The following is a 16,605-nucleotide window of genomic DNA, read 5'->3' as shown; positions in this document are numbered from 1 at the left end:
CCGTGAATTTTCGTACCGTTTTGGGCCTTGCCTTGCCCGCGCTTGGTGTGCTTGCCGCCACCCCCTTGTACCTGCTATTGGATACCGCCGTGGTGGGTCGCCTTGGTGCGGAGCAGTTGGCGGCGCTGGGCGCGGCGACGACCATCCAGGCCCAAGTGACCACCCAATTGACCTTTTTGTCCTATGGCACCACCGCGCGATCCGCACGCGCATTCGGTGCTGGCGATGCGCCGGGGGCGGTCGCCGAAGGGGTGCAGGCCACGTGGGTGGCGGTGGTGGTCGGCGTGACGCTCGCCGCCGCGATCATGGTGGCGGCCCCGCGATTGTGCTTCTGGCTTTCGGGGGATCCGACGGTGGCCGCCGCGGCCACGCAATGGTTGCGCGTCGCCGCCCTTGGAATCCCGCTGGTGCTCTTGATCATGGCGGGCAATGGGTGGCTTCGCGGCCTGCAAAACACCAGGTTGCCCCTATTATTCACGCTGGCCGGGGTGATCCCCAGCGCGGTGCTGGTGCCTTTCGCCGTGGCGCGCTTTGGTTTGGTCGGCTCCGCATGGGCAAATCTGTGCGGAGAGTGCATTACTTCCGCACTGTTTTTCGGGGCGTTGGTGCGCGCCCATTCCGGTTCGTGGCGGCCGCAGTGGCCGATGATCAAGGCGCAGCTGGCGCTGGGTAGGGACCTGATCGCCAGGTCATTGTCGTTCCAGGTGACCCTGATTTCCGCCGCTGCGGTGGCCGCGCGTTTTGGTGCGGCTTCGCTGGCCGCGCACCAGGTGTTGTTGCAAGTGTGGAACCTGCTCACCATGGTGTTGGATTCCTTGGCCATCGCGGCGCAGACCTTGGTGGGTTCCGCCTTGGGCGGCGCCGTGGGTGCGGCTGGGGTGCGCAGGGTGGCCTCCCGCGTGACCCTGTATTCGGTCATATTGTCGGTTATCCTCGCGGCGATCATGGCCGCCGGCGCCTGGTGGTTACCGAACATATTTACTAATTCAGCGGAGGTTCAGGAAGCGATGTCAGGCCCATGGTGGATCATGGTTGCCATGGTTATTGTGGGCGGCGTGGTGTTCGCGCTGGATGGGGTATTGCTCGGCGCGGCGGACGCCGCATTCTTACGCAAAACCACGATGGCGGCCGTATTGTGCGGCTTTTTGCCAGCCGTGTGGCTTGCGCTGCTTTTCGACGCCGGGGTGTTTGGCGTATGGTGTGGGATTGCGGTTTTCCTGTGCATACGCTTAATTGCGGTGACGTGGAGGTACCGTTCGGACGCCTGGATGGGCATAATGGTTGAGAATGAAAGGGGATCGAGGTGACGCACTCACTGTGGGCCGTGGCCGATTTGCACGCCGCGGTGAAGGCAAATGCGGAAGCCATCGATCGCATTCAACCCGAACGTCCTGGCGATTGGTTGATTGTCGCCGGGGATGTGGCGGAGCGCACCGAACTGGTGCTGGAGGTGCTTACCAAGCTGCGGCGTCGCTTCGCACGGGTGATCTGGGTGCCCGGCAACCACGAGCTGTTTTGCCGCAGCAGCGACCGCTATCAGGGGCGGGATAAGTACGAGGAGCTGGTCACGGGGTGTCGTCGCATCGATGTGCTCACCCCGGAGGATCCGTACCCGGTGTTCGCGGGGTGCACCATCGTGCCGCTGTTTACGTTGTATGACTATTCGTTCCGTGCGCCTGGGTATTCGGTTGAGCAGGCGGTGCAGGCCGCGCACGACCGACAGGTCATGATGACCGACGAGTTTGCCATTGCCCCTTTTGTGGACATTCGGGCGTGGTGTTGGGACCGGTTAGCTTATTCTGTAAAGCGGTTAAGCAAAGTCACCGGGCCCACAATCCTGGTGAATCACTGGCCGCTGGTGGTGGAACCGGTGGAGTCCTTATATGTGCGGGAATTGGCCCCGTGGTGCGGGACTCGACACACCAGAAGCTGGGCGAGCCGATACGAAGCAAAAGCCGTTGTATTTGGGCACCTGCACATGCCCGGAACCTACGTTGTAGAGGGGATTCCGCACCATGAAGTCAGCTTGGGCTATCCACGGGAATGGCAGCGATACCCTGCGGATCGACAATGGCCAGTTCGCATCCTCCAGGCGGGTGATTGACATGTGCGATCCCAACCTGTTCCCGGATTCGGCACGCTTTAGCGTTATCCGCCGCGCCGTGGACGAGGTGAATTTGGACAATTATCACGCCCTCCACCCGTTGGAGAAAGCGCTGGTAGCCCACGCCGTGGACATCAGAAAGGCGGAATTCGGGGACGCCCGCTGGTGCGCGCATCAAGCGCTGCGGGAATTACATAGGGACACCGGGGACCCAATCTTGCGGGGGGAGCGTGGGATGCCGTTGTGGCCGGCGTCGGTAAGCGGCTCCTTGACGCACACGGCGGGTTTTCGGGCCGCCGTCGCCGCGCCCCGGCTGCTGGTGCGCGCCATGGGGCTGGATGTTGAGCCCGCCGAACCGCTGCCCGATGGGGTGCTGCGATCTATCGCACGTAGGGCCGAACTCACGCGCATTGAAACGCTCGGCATCGACTGCGCCGATCGGCTGCTATTTTGCGCCAAGGAAGCCACCTATAAAGCGTGGTTCCCGATGACGCACCGCTGGCTCGGCTTTGAGCAGGCAGAAATAGATATCCGCACCGATGGCACCTTCGTGTCCTACCTGTTGGTGCGGCCTGCGCCCGTGCCGTTTATTAGCGGCCGGTGGGAAATCCGCGACGGTTATATCATCGCCGTTACGGCCGTAACCCAATAGCGTTCGAAAGTTTTGGCGAGGCCGCACGGGGAGTTAAAGGGTGGCGGGCCGGGCGACAAACACGGTAGCCAGCCGATTTCCCGATTCCTTGACCAGCGCGATCGCCCGCCCGGAGGGGGTGACGGCCGCATGCGTGCCACGCAGGCCACGGGGGCTCAACCATTTGCCTAACGCCAGCGCGCGACCCTCTTCTTCCGAGACCGGCAGGGTGGGGTAGGCGGCCGTGAGCGCCTGGTCGAGCGTGAGCGAAAGTTGGGGATTTTCCGCAAGCTCCTCCAATGTATGGGCTTGGTCTAGGGTAAATGGGCCGACGGCGGTGCGGCGCAGCGCGATCAGGTGCCCGCCCACGCCCAAGGCGGCGCCCAAATCCCGGGCCAGCGATCGAATGTAAGTTCCGGAGGAACAGTGGACCTCCACGTCAAGGTCATAGAACATACCTTCGATTCGTTGGTCGAGCAGGTCAAAGCGATGCACCGTTACGGGGCGCTCCGGCAGCTCCACATGCTCACCCGCGCGAACCCGCTCGTGCGCCCGCGTGCCCCCGACCTTAATGGCGCTTACCGAACTGGGGCGCTGCATAATGGGGCCGGTGAGGTGGGCGATGGCGTCGCGGATGGCGGCGTCGATAAGCGAACTGGCGTCGGCGGTGGTTAAGGTTTCGCCCTCGGCGTCGTCGGTGGAGGTGCTCATGCCCAGTCGAATGGTTGCGCGATAAGTCTTCGTCTCTGCGACCATATGTGCGAGGAAGCGCGTGCCCCGCTCAATGCCCACGACCAACACCCCGGTGGCCATCGGGTCAAGCGTGCCGGCGTGCCCCACTCGCCGTGTGCCAAAGATGCGGCGGAGGCGGCCGACCACGTCGTGGGAAGTCATGCCCGCGGGCTTGTCCACAATGACCAAGCCGGAAGTGGAGAGGGGATCGTTCATGCGATTCAGTGTATGACGTAGTGTGTAGCGCGTGGATATCTGGCACGGATTAGAGGAAGTGCCGGCCGACCTTGGCCGGAGTGTGGTGACCATCGGCGTGTTCGACGGCGTGCATCGCGGGCATCGCGCGCTTATTACGGAAGCCCGCGCGGCGGCGAACAAACATTCGGCACCATGCGTGGTGATGACCTTCGACCCTCATCCGCTAGCCGTACTCCGACCCGATCGAATGCCCCCCATGTTGGGGAGCCTGGCCAGCCGCGCGGACCTTGCGGAAGACCTCGGAGTTGACCACATGCTGGCCGTGCGCTTTACCCACGAACTCGCAGCTCAGACGCCGGAGGAGTTCTTTACCCAGGTGCTTATGGAGCGCCTCAAAGCGGCGACCGTGATCGTCGGCGATAATTTTACGTTCGGGCACCGCGCTTCCGGAACCACCGAAACACTTTTGGAATTGGGGGAGCGCTACGGGGTGGAGGTTCGCGTCCTACCGCTCGTTGCTGAAGACGGAACGACAATCAGTTCGACCGTGATTCGGGGTTTGCTCACCGCCGGAAACGTGCGCCGCGCCAATTGGGCCCTCGGCCGCAACTTCTCAGTGGCCGGCGAAGTCTGCCGGGGCGCCGGGCGGGGCGGCCGCGAGCTCGGCTACCCAACCGCAAACCTGTACTTCCCCGACACCGTGGCCTTGCCCGCCGATGGCGTGTATTGCGGCTGGTTCACCATACTTGACGACGCCCCGGTGGCAGGCGATATGCGCCCCCACCAGCGCTACATGACCGCCGTCTCTGTGGGTACCAATCCCACCTTCGGCGACGAACGCCGCAGTGTAGAGGCCTTTGTATTGGACCAGGAGGCCGACCTTTACGGCCGTTTCTGCGCCGTGGAATTTGTCGAACGTCTGCGCGGAATGGTCAAGTTCGATAGTGTGGATGAGCTACTCGATGCCATGGGCCGTGACGTCGCCCGCGCCCGCGAAATCCTCGCAGCTGAGACGCTTTGAGCTTTGCCTTGGTTGTGTGGTAGGGTAGCCGAGGCTTGAAGCGACTGCGGTCCACAGCAGTTGCTCCCGCAGAACTTTCATGTGGACTGAAACTATGTACGAGGAGAATACTCCATGGCTCTGACCACCGAGCAGAAGAAATCCATCCTGGCTGAGTACGGCTTGCACGAGACCGACACCGGCTCCCCGGAGGCCCAAATCGCCTTGTTGACCGCGCGTATCCGCCAGCTGACCGAGCACCTGAAGTTCCACAAGCACGACCACCACTCCCGCCGTGGCCTGCTGCTTCTGGTTGGTCGCCGCAAGGGCCTGCTCAAGTACTTGGCCGAAAACAATGTCGATCGTTACCGTGACCTGATCGGCCGCCTCGGGCTGCGCCGCTAGGCTTTTGCCTGCTGGGCGCTGTCGTGCGCTTGGCTTGTTGGGCGCCACCGCTGCCTGCTGGTTAGGTGCTACCGTTGCCTGCTGGTTAGGTGCTACCGTTGCCTGCTGGTTAGGTGCTACCGTTGCCTGCTTGCGCTGGGTTGGAGACTCCTTCCCAGCGCTTTTTGTTTGCGCGTGATGCAATTTGCCGTTTTAAGGGCTTAATGATGGCGCGCGCATAGTTTAATACCCCCTAAACGGCCATAGCCGCTTAATCGGTTGCGGCCCACCAATCGGGTTGAACGGTGTATACCGATATTTTTTACATCAAAATCCCGGAATCTGTGTAAAAAATATCGCGCCGGCGCCCCTGGGCGGCCTGACGCGATGAAAATTACACAGAAATCGCCTTTCGTGTGTAAAAAACTTCATCTGAAGCACGCAACCTATTTGTTGGGGCCTGTTGGCGGCCCAATTTCGCGGTGGGCGGCCGAAAGAGTGCCCAAATGGTGGCAAAAGGGTGCCCAAAGGGTGGGTCTCCTGTGAGGATGAAGGTCGCCTGCGGGATCATTGCTGCCTCACGGTCGACAGCCGGCCTTTACCAATATGTATACATAACTGGATTAATGGGGAGGGGATGCTTGATTCGGAGTCGGATTTCATTCTTAGAAACAGCGCTTACAATTGTATTGCGCCATATCAATTCTGGGATGCTAGGGCTTCCAATATGCCGGCCCTATATAAAGCGTGGTCGAATTACGTCACAGTGACGAAAAGCCGGAAACATTCGTTGTGGGCAACTTATTGCTATGGCTGGAGTTGAACGGTGTATACCGATATTTTTTACATCAAAATCCCGAAATCTGTGTAAAGAATATCGCGCCGACAGCCCTGGGCGGCCCATGACGATGAAAATTACACAGAATCGTCGATTTGTGTGTAAAAAATTTCATGCGGAGGGCGCAACCTAATTCTTCGGCGCACAAGATGCGCGCAAGGTGACAGCCAAGGCCGCGCCGGTGGCGATGGAATCCGAAGCGCCTGAAGGTTAAGCGGCGAGAGCAGCCGTCGGTTACGCGGTGAGTCCGGCGAGACTGCCCAAGGGTTACGCGGTGAGTCCGGTGAGGTCGGCCGTCATTACTAGTACGTTGAGGATCATGTGTACTAATAGCGGCGCCGTGATTCCCTTGGTGTAGTGGCGCAAGAATCCGAAGGTGATTACCGCTAGGAATTGTGGCGGCAGTAACACCCAGTAGCCTGTGTCGAGGATGGTGAGCAGGGTGGCGGGCAGCATGGAGAGCAGTGCTTGCGCCAGGATCGCGGTGTAGGCGGAGAAGCGTTTGCTAAAGATCCCTTGGATGAATCCGCGGAAGAGTACTTCTTCGCCGGCGCTGCGCAGGATTGTTACTGTGGCTTCGACCGCGATCATGGTGGCTGTGGCGACGATCGCCGGCTTCGATGGGATCGAGTTCGGGGAGAAGTGGATCATCAGCACGGTGACCAGCGCGAGGAGCACAGCGGTAATCACCCCGAGTTTGCAATCTCGAATTTGTGGTCGAATAAAGCCCATCGTCCGCGAGGCCCTTCGCAAGTGTTTGCGATGTTGGTACAGGTAGGCGAGCGAGGGGACTAAATATATCCGGTGCAGTAATAAATAGAACAGGGTAGGCACGGTAAAAAACAGCAGGTCATTGGGGTCATTGAGTGCCATGTTCACGAGTGTAATGTGTATCTCTGAATTCGGTATGAGTTACGAATAGCTATTTATGTTTTGTGCTGGTAAAATGCGCACGAGACTCTTTGACGAGAACATCCGATTCAAGGGCGGCACCGATGACCGCCCGCATATCCTATCGAGGAGAAACGTACCTGTATGAGTGACGTTACTATAGCCAAGGACCCTGAATACGGCATTGTAGAAGCCACAGCAATTATTGATAATGGTGATTTTGGCACTCGTACCATCCGCTTGGAAACCGGCCAGCTGGCCCGCCAAGCGGATGGTTCCGTTACGGCCTACTTGGACGAAGGCACCATGTTGCTGGCCACCACCACCGCGTCGAATCAACCCCGCGAGGGTTTCGATTTCTTCCCGCTGACCGTCGATGTGGAAGAGCGCATGTACGCTGCCGGCCGCATTCCCGGCTCGTTTTTCCGCCGCGAAGGCCGCCCTTCCACGGAGGCGATTTTGGCGTGTCGGTTGATTGACCGCCCGCTGCGCCCCACGTTTGTGAAGGGTCTGCGCAATGAGGTGCAGGTGATTGTCACCGTCATGTCCATGGATCCGAAGGACATGTATGACGTGGTGGCTATCAATGCCGCTTCCGCCGCCACCCAGCTTTCCGGGCTTCCGGTTTCGGGCCCGGTCGGCGGTGTGCGCATGGCGTTGCTGGCGGATGAGAAGCATCCGGAGGGCCAGTGGGTGGCGTTCCCCACGCATGAGCAGCAAGATCAGGCGTTGTTTGAGATTGTGGTTGCTGGCCGCATTGTGTCGAAGAAGAAGGGCCGTCGTACCGTACATGATGTCGCAATCATGATGGTGGAAGCCGGCGCAACCGAAAACGTGGTCGAGCGCATCAAGGATGGCGCGCCTGCCCCCACGGAGCAGGTTGTGGCTCAGGGCTTGGAGGCGGCGAAGCCGTTTATTGAGGTGTTGTGCCGCGCCCAGCTTGGCCTTGCCCAGGAGGCGGCGAAGGAGACTCAGGAGTTTCCGCTGTTCCCGCCGTATTCGGACGAGATTTACGCTGCGGTGGAGAAGAAGGCGGCGGGCAAGCTGGAGAAGCTGCTCACCATCAAGAACAAGCAGGAGCGCGAGGAGGCGACCAACGAGCATATGGAGGCTGTGGAGGAGAGCCTGCTGCAGCGTTTTGAGGAGTCCGAGAAGGAGATTCGCGCCGCGTATAACGCCCTGATGAAGGCGATTGTGCGCCGCCGTATCCTGGTTGACCATTTTCGTATCGACGGCCGCGGCATCACCGATATCCGTGACCTCGGCGTGGAGGTTGACCTCATCCCCCGTGCGCATGGTTCCTCGCTTTTTGAGCGGGGCGAGACCCAGATCCTTGGTGTGACCACCCTGGACATGCTCAAGATGGAACAGCAGATCGATTCCCTGACCCCGGTGAATCATAAGCGCTATATCCACCATTACAATTTCCCGCCGTATTCCACCGGCGAGACCGGCCGCGTGGGTTCGCCGAAGCGCCGCGAGGTTGGCCATGGTGCGCTGGCCGAACGTGCGCTCGTGCCGGTGATTCCTTCCCGGGAGGATTTCCCGTACACCATCCGCCAGGTGTCGGAGGCCTTGGGTTCCAATGGTTCTACCTCCATGGGTTCCGTGTGTGCTTCCACATTGTCGCTGTACAATGCGGGTGTTCCGCTGAAGGCCCCGGTCGCGGGCATTGCGATGGGTTTGGTCTCCGACGAGGTGAAGGGCGAGACCCGTTACGTGGCGCTGACCGATATTCTGGGCGCCGAAGATGCGTTCGGGGATATGGACTTTAAGGTCGCCGGCACCGCCGATTTCATTACGGCGCTGCAGCTGGATACGAAGCTTGATGGCATCCCGTCCTCCGTGCTTGCGGACGCCCTTTCCCAGGCCCGCGACGCCCGCTTGGCCATCCTCGAAACTATGGCCGAAGTGATCGATAGCCCGGACGAGATGAGCCCGCTGGCCCCGCGCATCACCACGGTGAACGTCCCGGTCAGCAAGATCGGCGAGGTCATCGGCCCGAAGGGCAAGACCATTAATTCGATCACCGAGGAGACCGGCGCCAATATCACGATCGAGGAAGACGGGACGGTCTACGTCGCAGCCACGAACGGCGAGGCGGCGGACGCGGCCGTCGAAAAGATCAACGCTATTGCGAATCCGCAATTGCCTAAGGTGGGCGAGCGTTTCCTTGGTACCGTGGTAAAGACCACCGCGTTTGGCGCGTTTGTGTCGCTGCTGCCGGGCCGCGATGGATTGGTACATATTTCCAAACTCGGCAATGGCAAGCGCATTAATAAGGTGGAAGATGTGGTGAATGTCGGCGAGAAGATCCAGGTAGAGATCGCTGACATCGATAATCGCGGCAAGATTTCGTTGGTGCCTGTGGAGGACTAACGCATCTTTGTTCGATAAGGCTTGCCGGTGTACCCTCGGCGCATCGGTAAGCCTGGCTAGTGGCCGAGCTCACCGCGAAGGTCCCCGATGGCAAACGGCAATTTGTTCGATTCGAACGCTGGCCCGCAGCAGTCCCCCAAGGGGCGCGGTGCGGTGTGGTTTCTGGTGATTTTCGGCGCGATCGTCGGGATGGTCGCGGTGGCCGTGGCGGGCGCTGTGGTGTATCGCAATCTCGGGCGCGAGCGCGTGACCACGGATTATTCTCAGCTGCATGTGCCGCCGCAACGTACGGACGTGTTTATCGACGACGCGGTTGCCGAGGGCTTCGAAAGTTTAAGCGTTTCCGCGGTGGACGTTACCTTGCTTGGGGTGGATCGGGACCGCGGCGCGGCGGTGTTTGAAACCGTCCACGATTCCGATCACTTTATCGAATCTTGGAGCCTTGCGACGCGGCAGCGGGAATACCGGCAGCCCGTCCGCAGATGCGCAAATATGTCTGATCAGCGCGCGGTGTGCAGCGTCGATTCGCGCGGGCCGCTGCAGCTGATGGATACCCGCGAGGGCGGCGTGATTCGCGAGATTCCGGGCGAGTTTACCGGCGCGCCGGAATTGCTGGGGCCGTCTGACGCCTCGCTGATCGTGTCCGCATCGGTGACGGGCGGGGAGGACGGGATGCATAAGGAGCTGCTGAGGGTCTCGCCGACCGGGGAGGTGGAGTGGCAGCAGGCAGTCCCAGAAAGCGCCCAATGCACCCTGGTTTCCACCGCTGATGTGGTGTTTTGCCAATGGGATGAGGATTCGCAGAGCTCGGTTGGCGTGCGGGTAAGGGTGCTGTCCGCGGGCGACGGCGCGGTGCAGGCGGAGCACTCGGTGTACGAAATTTCGGGGCTGTTTACGGATGGTTGGACGGCCTATGTCACCGATGAGTTGTCGCACGGTGATCATGTGCTTTTTGATTATCAGAATAATTGGATTGGTGAACAGCGGCCTATGATCTACGGCTGGACCGTTCCGCGAAATGACATTATGCAGTCGAATACGTGGGGTTCCGTGATGTTTCCCGCCGCCTTGGCGCGGGAGACCCAGTCGGGGGATTCGGTGATTATCAATGCCGCGGGAGACGTGGTTTTTCATAACAAGTATCGGTGGGATTGGAATGTGGGGTACGTAAAACCGGGGTCTAGCGACGTCGCGTTTTCGGTGGATTACCCAGACCATATTGTCGGGGTTTCGCATTCCGGGCGGCTGGTGTTGATGTTGCGTCCGCCAACGAAGAATGCGTCGCGGGAGTTGTTGCTGAAAGATACGCTGACCGGTGAGTATCTGCTGCGGGAGTCGGGTGATTTTGGGGAGTGTTGCAATGTGTATATTGCCGATGGCGTGATTGTTTCCAAGCCGCGGCGCGGCGTCGATTCGGCCGAGGTTGTGTTGTACTATCCGCGGTCGTTGGCTGGTTAGTTTTGCCGCAGTGGGCTTTATTTTGTCCCGGAATGTGATTGGCATAGCGAATGAATTGTCGAGTTTGTGGCGGGGGCGTCAGGGGGCGTCCGTTACACCCAACGCATTAATTGATGGTGCACAACTAGTTTTGCTGTACATTGAGACGTGTACCGGCGGGTGAAAGGAAGACGACGTGGTAGCTGGCGGTCGATGTTTGGTGTGGGGTGCCGGGCGCGCGAGCGTCGGCGTTTTCCGGGCGCGTGTGAAAGACTAGGCCGTATGTCCATCGAGAGGCGAAAGCGTGCGACGATTATCGACGTCGCGCATGCAGCGGGGGTTTCCAAGTCCACCGTGTCCCGTGTGCTGTCGGGGAAGGGCCACTACGCTGAGGAAACGCGGCGTCGTATAGAAGAGGCGGTGCATGATGTTGGCTATACGGTCAATCCGGCGGCGCGGTCGTTGCGGGCGGATAATACGCACCTGATCGGCCTGCTGGTGCGCAACGCACATAACCCCGTGTATGGGCGGATGCATCGTGAGCTGCAGCAAGCCGCCTATGAACGCGAGCTGCAATTGCTTTCCATGACGGTGGTCTCCCCGGAGGCGACTCGGCGGGAATTGCAGGCCGTGCGGGACCTCGTGGGGCTGCGGGTGGGGGCCTTGATCGTGGCGTCCGGAACCATCCCCAGCGATGACCTCGCGGAGATCGTTGGCGAGGTGCCCACCTTGGTGTTGGGGCGGCCGGAGGCGCACCCGCGGCTGCATAACGTGTCTTTCGATGAGTATCGGCACGGCATGATGCTCGCCGATCAGGTGGTGAGCGTGGGGTACCGGCGGGCGGTGGTGTTGACGCTGGACGCGAAGTATTCCCAGGGCGCGCACGTGCGGACGGCGGCGACGGTGGACCAGCTGCGCAGGCATGGCATCGAGGTGGTGGATTGGCCGGTGGATCGCAATATGCTTTCCGAGGCCGAATTGGATGAGATCTTGGCTCTGCCGGGGCCGCAGGTGCTGATGTGCCCGTTCGATCGGGTGGCGCTGGATGTGATGCGCAAGCTCCGGGCGCGCGGCTTAACGGTGCCGGAAACCTTGGGGCTGACCGGCTGCGATGGCTTGGGGGATGGGATCGACCTGATCGGTCTGACCACCGTGCGGCTGCCCGTGGAGGAGGTTGCGCAGCGCGGCATTGAACTCGTGGCGGAGATGCTTGAACAGGTTCCTACCCGGCCGGTCCGCGAGCTGGTGTGCGGGGAGCTGATGGTGGGGGAGACGCTGCAGAGCTTTCGGTAATTGGCCGCGGGTGCTCGGATCCGAGTAGGCGGCCGGTGGGGGCTTCGCCGCGCCTAAGTGTGCAATCGTTTTTCTTAGGGGGGCCTTAGCCGGCCCCAAAAATCCCGATTCGGGGGCATTAACGACGCGAAAGATACCCCCATTTAGTATGAGGTATGTCACTGGATTTGCGTATCGTGCTTCAAAATACAGCTAAATCGCCAGTACAAACGAAAAATGGGCAGTTTAGCCTTTGTGGGAAGGTTCCCATTTCCGCCTCCAAATGGCGTAGTTTCAGAGTTGCAAAGATTAATTACCCCCCTCCTCGAGGAGTATCGCCGTGATTCTCGCGCAATCGGCATCGCTGCGGCTCGATGCACACTGGGTGGACTACGCTATCGTCGCCATCTACTTCGCCTTCGTTCTTGGGATTGGTTGGGCGGCGCGTTCCCGCGTTTCCAGTTCCATTGACTTCTTCCTGTCTGGCCGGTCGCTCCCCGCATGGGTGACCGGCCTCGCCTTTATCTCCGCCAACCTGGGTGCGGTGGAAATCATTGGTATGTCTGCAAACGGCGTCCAATACGGTTTCCAAACCATGCACTACTTCTGGGTTGGCGCAATCCCCGCCATGGTGTTCCTGGGCATCGTAATGATGCCGTTCTACTATGGCTCCAAAGTGCGCTCCGTGCCGGAATTCATGCTCAAGCGTTTTGGCGCCGGCGCACACCTGGTCAACGCCATTTCCTTCGCGGTGGCCCAGCTGCTGATCGCAGGTGTGAACCTGCTGCTGCTGGCCAAGATCGTGGAGGCCCTGCTCGGCTGGTCGCTGTGGGTGACCCTGCTGGTCGCCGCCATTATCGTGCTCAGCTACATCACCCTGGGTGGTTTGTCCGCCGCCATCTACAACGAGGTGCTGCAATTCTTCGTTATCGTTGCAGCTTTGCTGCCGTTGACCCTCATTGGGTTGCACACGGTTGGCGGTTGGAGCGGCCTGAAGGAAAAAGTGGCGTCGGAAAGCCACTTCCACACGTGGCCGGGCACGGACATCTCGGGCTTTGATAACCCCGTGGTTTCCGCAGTGGGCATCGTCTTCGGCCTCGGCTTTGTGCTCAGCTTCGGGTATTGGACCACCAACTTCGTTGAGGTGCAGCGCGCCATGGCCTCCGAATCGCTCTCGGCGGCGCGCAAAACCCCGATCATCGGCGCCTTCCCGAAGATGTTTATCCCGTTCCTAGTGGTGCTGCCCGGTATGGTCGCCAGCGTTTCCGTAGCCGAACTTATGGGCAATAACCCCACGGCGCGGCCGAACGATGCGATCCTGCTGCTGATGCGTGACCTGCTGCCGAACGGCCTGTTGGGCATCGCAATCGCCGGTCTGCTGGCCTCGTTTATGGCGGGTATGGCCGCCAATATCTCGGCCTTTAACACGGTGATTTCCTACGATATTTGGCAGACCTATGTGGTGAAGAATCGCGACGATGCCTACTACCTGAACTTCGGGCGTATCGCCACGGTCGGCGCCACGCTGATCGCAGTGTTTACCGCGTTGATCGCGCAAAACTTCGGCAACGTGATGGACTACCTGCAAACGCTGTTCGGGTTCTTTAACGCCCCGCTGTTCGCCACGTTCATTCTCGGTATGTTCTGGAAGCGCATGACCGCCCACGCCGGTTGGAGCTCGCTGGTCGCGGGTACCGCCTCCGCGGTGATCTACTGGTACGTTTCCCAGTTCACCGACACCACCGCCGCCGTGTTTAACCTCCCCGGTCAGGGCACCGCCTTCGTGGCAGCTTCCCTGGCGTTTGTGACGGCCGTGATCGTAGCGATCATCGTCTCCATGTTTACCGCACCGAAGCCTTCGGAAGAACTGGTCGGATTCGTCTACTCCGAAACCCCGAAGGATGTTCGCACGGATTCCACCGAGGCAGCCATGCCGTGGTACCGCCAGACCGTGCCGCTTGGCGTGCTTTGCATGGTCCTCGTCATCGCCCTCAATATCATCTTCGCTTAACAGATAAGGACAACTAGCAATGGCTCACACAACTGCCGGTGCCTTCGACGTCCGCAATATCATCGGAGCACTTATCGGCGCGTACGGTGCAATTCTGATCGTCGCTGCATTCGTGATGGATCCCGGTGTGAACCCAGACACGGGACTGCCCAAAAACAGCGACTACAACCTCTATGCCGGGGCGGCCATGCTGACCTTCGGTGTCGGGTTCTTCGTATGGTCCATGCTGCGGCCCATCGCGGTGCCGGAGGCCGAGACGGAGACGGAGTCGAAGTAATCATGGTTCATGTTCGCAAAACCAGCACCACGCTTGCTGACGGTCGCGAACTCATCTACTTCGACGACCGCGAGCCGTGGGTAAGCGGCGCGGAAACCCGAAACCTCGTGGATTCCCGGGAACTTCCACCCAGCAACACGTTTTCGGAGATGCGGCGCGACCCGCTCACCGGCGACTGGGTAGTCATGGCGGCGCACCGCATGAACCGCACGTTTATGCCGCCCGCCAATGAAAACCCCCTGGCGCCGACCAAACCGGGCGAATTGCCCACCGAGATCCCCGCCGACGACTATGACGTGGTGGTCTTTGAAAACCGCTTCCCCTCGCTGACCCTCCATATGGAAGTCGGGGATGACTTCGAAACCAGTGTCGATGGCTTTGTGGAGCGGGCCCCGGCGCTGGCGCGCTGTGAGGTGGTGTGCTTTACCGCGGACCCAGACTCCAATTTCCGGGACCTTTCCCCGGAGCGCGTGCGCACCGTGATCGAGGCCTGGGTGGATCGCACACGCGAACTATCCAAACTGCCGGGAATCCAACTGGTGTTCCCCTTTGAAAACCGCGGCCCCGAGATCGGCGTGACGCTGCAGCACCCGCACGGGCAAATCTACTCCTACCCGTTCCTGCCGCCGCGCAGCCGCGCGATTGTGGACCGGGCGAAGGCGTATCAAGCGGAGACCGGCCGCGACCTCTTCGAAGACGTGATCGCCGCCGAGCAGGGCGGGGAACGCGTGATCATTCAAACCGAACACTGGATCGCCTATGTTCCTGCCGCCGCGAAATGGCCGCTGGAATTGATCCTGACCACCAAGCGCAAGGTCGCGGACTTTACGGAACTCAGCGAGGAGGAAAAGCGGGAGCTGGCAACGGTCTACCTGGACATCCTCCATCGTGTGGATCGCTTTTTCGAAGGCGTGGAAAAGACCCCGTATATCGCGGCGTGGAACCAGGCCCCGGTCGGCGCCGACCGCGAATTTGGGCGCTTCCACCTGCACCTGTTTTCGCTCATGCGCTCGCCCGGTCGGATGAAGTACCTGGCGGGCACGGAATCCGCGATGGGCGCATGGAATAACGACACCACACCGGAACTGATCGCCGCCCGATTCAAGGAGCTTGCACATGACTGATGGAACACAGCGCGCCGCCGCGCTATTCGAAGAAACCTTCGGGGAGAAGCCGGAGGGTGTCTGGGCGGCGCCGGGGCGCGTCAACCTGATCGGCGAGCACGTGGACTACGCCGGCGGGATCTGCCTGCCGTTTGCGCTGAGCCAACGCACCTATGCGGCGCTGCGCCTGCGCAACGATGGCCGCGTGCACGTGGCCTCTATCCTGCCCGAGGCGGAGGACGTATCCCTGTTCGATATCGCCCTCGCTGAGGTGGGCCCCGGCCACCCCTCGAACTGGGCCGGCTATGTGGTGGGCTCGATCTGGGCCGCCATGCAACAAGGCGTGTTGCCGGCGGATTTCCCGGGTTGCGATATCGCCCTCGTTTCCGAGGTGCCGCTCGGCGCGGGGCTGTCCAGTTCCGCCGCGCTCGAATGTTCGGTCGCCCTCGGCGCATACGAACTCTTTGTCGGACCCGCGGATGATGATGTCCGATTGCGCCTCGTTGCGGCGTGTATTACGGCGGAGAATGACGTGGTCGGGGCGTCGACAGGCGGGCTGGATCAGCGGATTTCCTTGCTGGGCACGCCGGGGAACGCGCTTGCGATCGATTACTCGGACGATTCCACGCGTCACATTCCCTGCGACCTTGACGCGGCCGGGCTGGCGATCCTGGTGATCAATACCAACGCGCCGCACACACTTGCGGACGGCCAGTACGCCTCGCGGCGCGGGATTATCGACGCCGTCTCCGCAGGCCTGGGCGTATCGCTCCGCGAGGTGCCAAACGCCGAGGCAGCGGCGGTGGAATGGGCACGCGGCGCCATGCCCGGCGAGGAGGATGTGGTGCGCCGCCGCGTCCGCCACGTGGTCAGCGAAATCGCACGAACCGCACGCGCGATCGAGGAGCTGGAAGCGCGCGATTTCGAGGCGTTCGGGCGCAGCATGGTGGAGTCGCACGCCAGCCTGCGCGATGATTACGAGGTCACTGTGATCGAACTGGATTCCGCAGTGGACGCGGCGCTTAAGGCCGGGGCGCTCGGCGCGCGCATGACCGGCGGTGGGTTCGGCGGTAGCGCCATCGCACTGGTGCGCGATTCCGAGGTAGAGGCGACGAAGCAAGCGGTGTTGCAAGCGGCCGCAGACGCGGGCATTGCCACGCCGTCCTTCCTCGTGGCCGTGCCTTCCGCCGGCGCATTGCGGACGTTCTAGGCGCACTCCGGGTTCGCCTCGCACAAGGTTGCGGGGCGGGCCGCCGGTGCGTGTGTGCGGGCGGGGGCGGGGGAGCGTCGGCGTCATGGTGTGCTGCTTCGCGGTTAGAATCGAGGGGGCTCACGTGAGCGAGAAGCG

Annotated in this window: 14 protein-coding genes; 12 read left to right on the top strand and 2 right to left on the bottom strand. The window is 61.0% G+C overall.

Annotated elements, in window-relative coordinates; translation table 11 throughout:
• Window positions 1–2: 2 nt before the first annotated feature.
• The 3 genes from CCANI_RS08490 to CCANI_RS08480 are packed head-to-tail and all read left to right on the top strand — an operon-like array spanning window position 3 to window position 2,756.
• On the top strand, window positions 3–1,307 hold the full coding sequence (locus tag CCANI_RS08490) for an MATE family efflux transporter (protein ID WP_246118172.1): 1,305 nt from the start codon (window positions 3–5) through the stop codon (window positions 1,305–1,307).
• Window positions 1,304–2,104 carry a metallophosphoesterase family protein gene (locus CCANI_RS08485; protein ID WP_146323752.1) on the top strand — a complete coding sequence of 267 codons (801 nt, stop codon included), beginning with the start codon at window positions 1,304–1,306 and terminating at the stop codon, window positions 2,102–2,104. Before CCANI_RS08490 ends, CCANI_RS08485 begins: the two co-directional genes overlap by 4 nt.
• 1 nt (window position 2,105) lies before the next feature.
• On the top strand, window positions 2,106–2,756 hold the full coding sequence (locus tag CCANI_RS08480; RefSeq protein WP_146323751.1) for a 4'-phosphopantetheinyl transferase family protein: 651 nt from the start codon (window positions 2,106–2,108) through the stop codon (window positions 2,754–2,756).
• 33 nt (window positions 2,757–2,789) lie between these two features.
• Here CCANI_RS08480 and truB read toward each other — a convergent pair whose 3' ends face one another.
• Window positions 2,790–3,683: a tRNA pseudouridine(55) synthase TruB gene (truB, locus tag CCANI_RS08475; protein WP_146323750.1), complete on the bottom strand. Its 894-nt coding sequence runs from the start codon at window positions 3,681–3,683 to the stop codon at window positions 2,790–2,792.
• Between the two features lie 31 nt (window positions 3,684–3,714).
• Here truB and CCANI_RS08470 point away from each other — a divergent pair, with 31 nt between their 5' ends.
• Both CCANI_RS08470 and rpsO read left to right on the top strand, forming a co-directional pair.
• Window positions 3,715–4,686, top strand: coding sequence for a bifunctional riboflavin kinase/FAD synthetase (locus tag CCANI_RS08470; RefSeq protein WP_146323749.1), 972 nt, complete (start codon window positions 3,715–3,717; stop codon window positions 4,684–4,686).
• A 114-nt stretch (window positions 4,687–4,800) separates the two neighbouring features.
• Window positions 4,801–5,070, top strand: a complete 270-nt coding sequence (gene rpsO / locus CCANI_RS08465) for a 30S ribosomal protein S15 (RefSeq protein WP_146323748.1) — start codon at window positions 4,801–4,803, stop codon at window positions 5,068–5,070.
• Window positions 5,071–6,154: 1,084 nt separating this feature from the next.
• Here rpsO and CCANI_RS08460 read toward each other — a convergent pair.
• A complete protein-coding gene (locus CCANI_RS08460; protein ID WP_146323747.1) occupies window positions 6,155–6,760 on the bottom strand; it encodes a CPBP family intramembrane glutamic endopeptidase in 606 nt (201 codons plus the stop codon).
• Window positions 6,761–6,922: 162 nt separating this feature from the next.
• Here CCANI_RS08460 and CCANI_RS08455 point away from each other — a divergent pair, with 162 nt between their 5' ends.
• From CCANI_RS08455 to galK, 7 genes are all read left to right on the top strand, one after another.
• On the top strand, window positions 6,923–9,157 hold the full coding sequence (locus tag CCANI_RS08455) for a polyribonucleotide nucleotidyltransferase (protein WP_146323746.1): 2,235 nt from the start codon (window positions 6,923–6,925) through the stop codon (window positions 9,155–9,157).
• Between the two features lie 87 nt (window positions 9,158–9,244).
• Window positions 9,245–10,615: a hypothetical protein gene (locus CCANI_RS08450; protein ID WP_146323745.1), complete on the top strand. Its 1,371-nt coding sequence runs from the start codon at window positions 9,245–9,247 to the stop codon at window positions 10,613–10,615.
• A gap of 261 nt (window positions 10,616–10,876) precedes the next feature.
• The gene (locus CCANI_RS08445; RefSeq protein ID WP_186750129.1) at window positions 10,877–11,887 is read left to right on the top strand and encodes a LacI family DNA-binding transcriptional regulator; all 1,011 of its coding nucleotides are present in this window, start codon (window positions 10,877–10,879) and stop codon (window positions 11,885–11,887) included.
• A gap of 319 nt (window positions 11,888–12,206) precedes the next feature.
• A complete protein-coding gene (locus CCANI_RS08440; protein ID WP_146323743.1) occupies window positions 12,207–13,877 on the top strand; it encodes a sodium:solute symporter family protein in 1,671 nt (556 codons plus the stop codon).
• 19 nt (window positions 13,878–13,896) lie between these two features.
• Window positions 13,897–14,154: a hypothetical protein gene (locus CCANI_RS08435; protein ID WP_146323742.1), complete on the top strand. Its 258-nt coding sequence runs from the start codon at window positions 13,897–13,899 to the stop codon at window positions 14,152–14,154.
• Window positions 14,155–14,156: 2 nt separating this feature from the next.
• Entirely contained in the window at window positions 14,157–15,278 is a 1,122-nt protein-coding gene (galT, locus tag CCANI_RS08430) for a galactose-1-phosphate uridylyltransferase (protein WP_146323741.1), read from the top strand.
• A complete protein-coding gene (galK, locus tag CCANI_RS08425) occupies window positions 15,271–16,467 on the top strand; it encodes a galactokinase (protein ID WP_146323740.1) in 1,197 nt (398 codons plus the stop codon). The genes galT and galK overlap by 8 nt, the downstream gene beginning before the upstream one ends.
• Window positions 16,468–16,605 lie beyond the last annotated feature (138 nt).

It is taken from the genome of Corynebacterium canis (assembly GCF_030408595.1).
GTDB classification, from domain to species: domain Bacteria; phylum Actinomycetota; class Actinomycetes; order Mycobacteriales; family Mycobacteriaceae; genus Corynebacterium; species Corynebacterium canis.
The sequence above is the reverse complement of the archived record's forward strand: the minus strand, read 5'-3'. Positions and strand labels throughout refer to the sequence as shown.

What these genes read in the sequence shown, in the direction of transcription:
- galK (WP_146323740.1), top strand. Translation starts at nt 15,271, where the DNA reads ATGACTGATGGAACACAGCGCGCCGCCGCGCTATTCGAAGAAACCTTC.
- CCANI_RS08480 (WP_146323751.1), top strand. Translation starts at nt 2,106, where the DNA reads ATGTGCGATCCCAACCTGTTCCCGGATTCGGCACGCTTTAGCGTTATC.
- truB (WP_146323750.1), bottom strand. Translation starts at nt 3,683, where the DNA reads ATGAACGATCCCCTCTCCACTTCCGGCTTGGTCATTGTGGACAAGCCC.
- galT (WP_146323741.1), top strand. Translation starts at nt 14,157, where the DNA reads ATGGTTCATGTTCGCAAAACCAGCACCACGCTTGCTGACGGTCGCGAA.
- CCANI_RS08455 (WP_146323746.1), top strand. Translation starts at nt 6,923, where the DNA reads ATGAGTGACGTTACTATAGCCAAGGACCCTGAATACGGCATTGTAGAA.
- rpsO (WP_146323748.1), top strand. Translation starts at nt 4,801, where the DNA reads ATGGCTCTGACCACCGAGCAGAAGAAATCCATCCTGGCTGAGTACGGC.
- CCANI_RS08445 (WP_186750129.1), top strand. Translation starts at nt 10,877, where the DNA reads ATGTCCATCGAGAGGCGAAAGCGTGCGACGATTATCGACGTCGCGCAT.
- CCANI_RS08435 (WP_146323742.1), top strand. Translation starts at nt 13,897, where the DNA reads ATGGCTCACACAACTGCCGGTGCCTTCGACGTCCGCAATATCATCGGA.
- CCANI_RS08450 (WP_146323745.1), top strand. Translation starts at nt 9,245, where the DNA reads ATGGCAAACGGCAATTTGTTCGATTCGAACGCTGGCCCGCAGCAGTCC.
- CCANI_RS08460 (WP_146323747.1), bottom strand. Translation starts at nt 6,760, where the DNA reads ATGGCACTCAATGACCCCAATGACCTGCTGTTTTTTACCGTGCCTACC.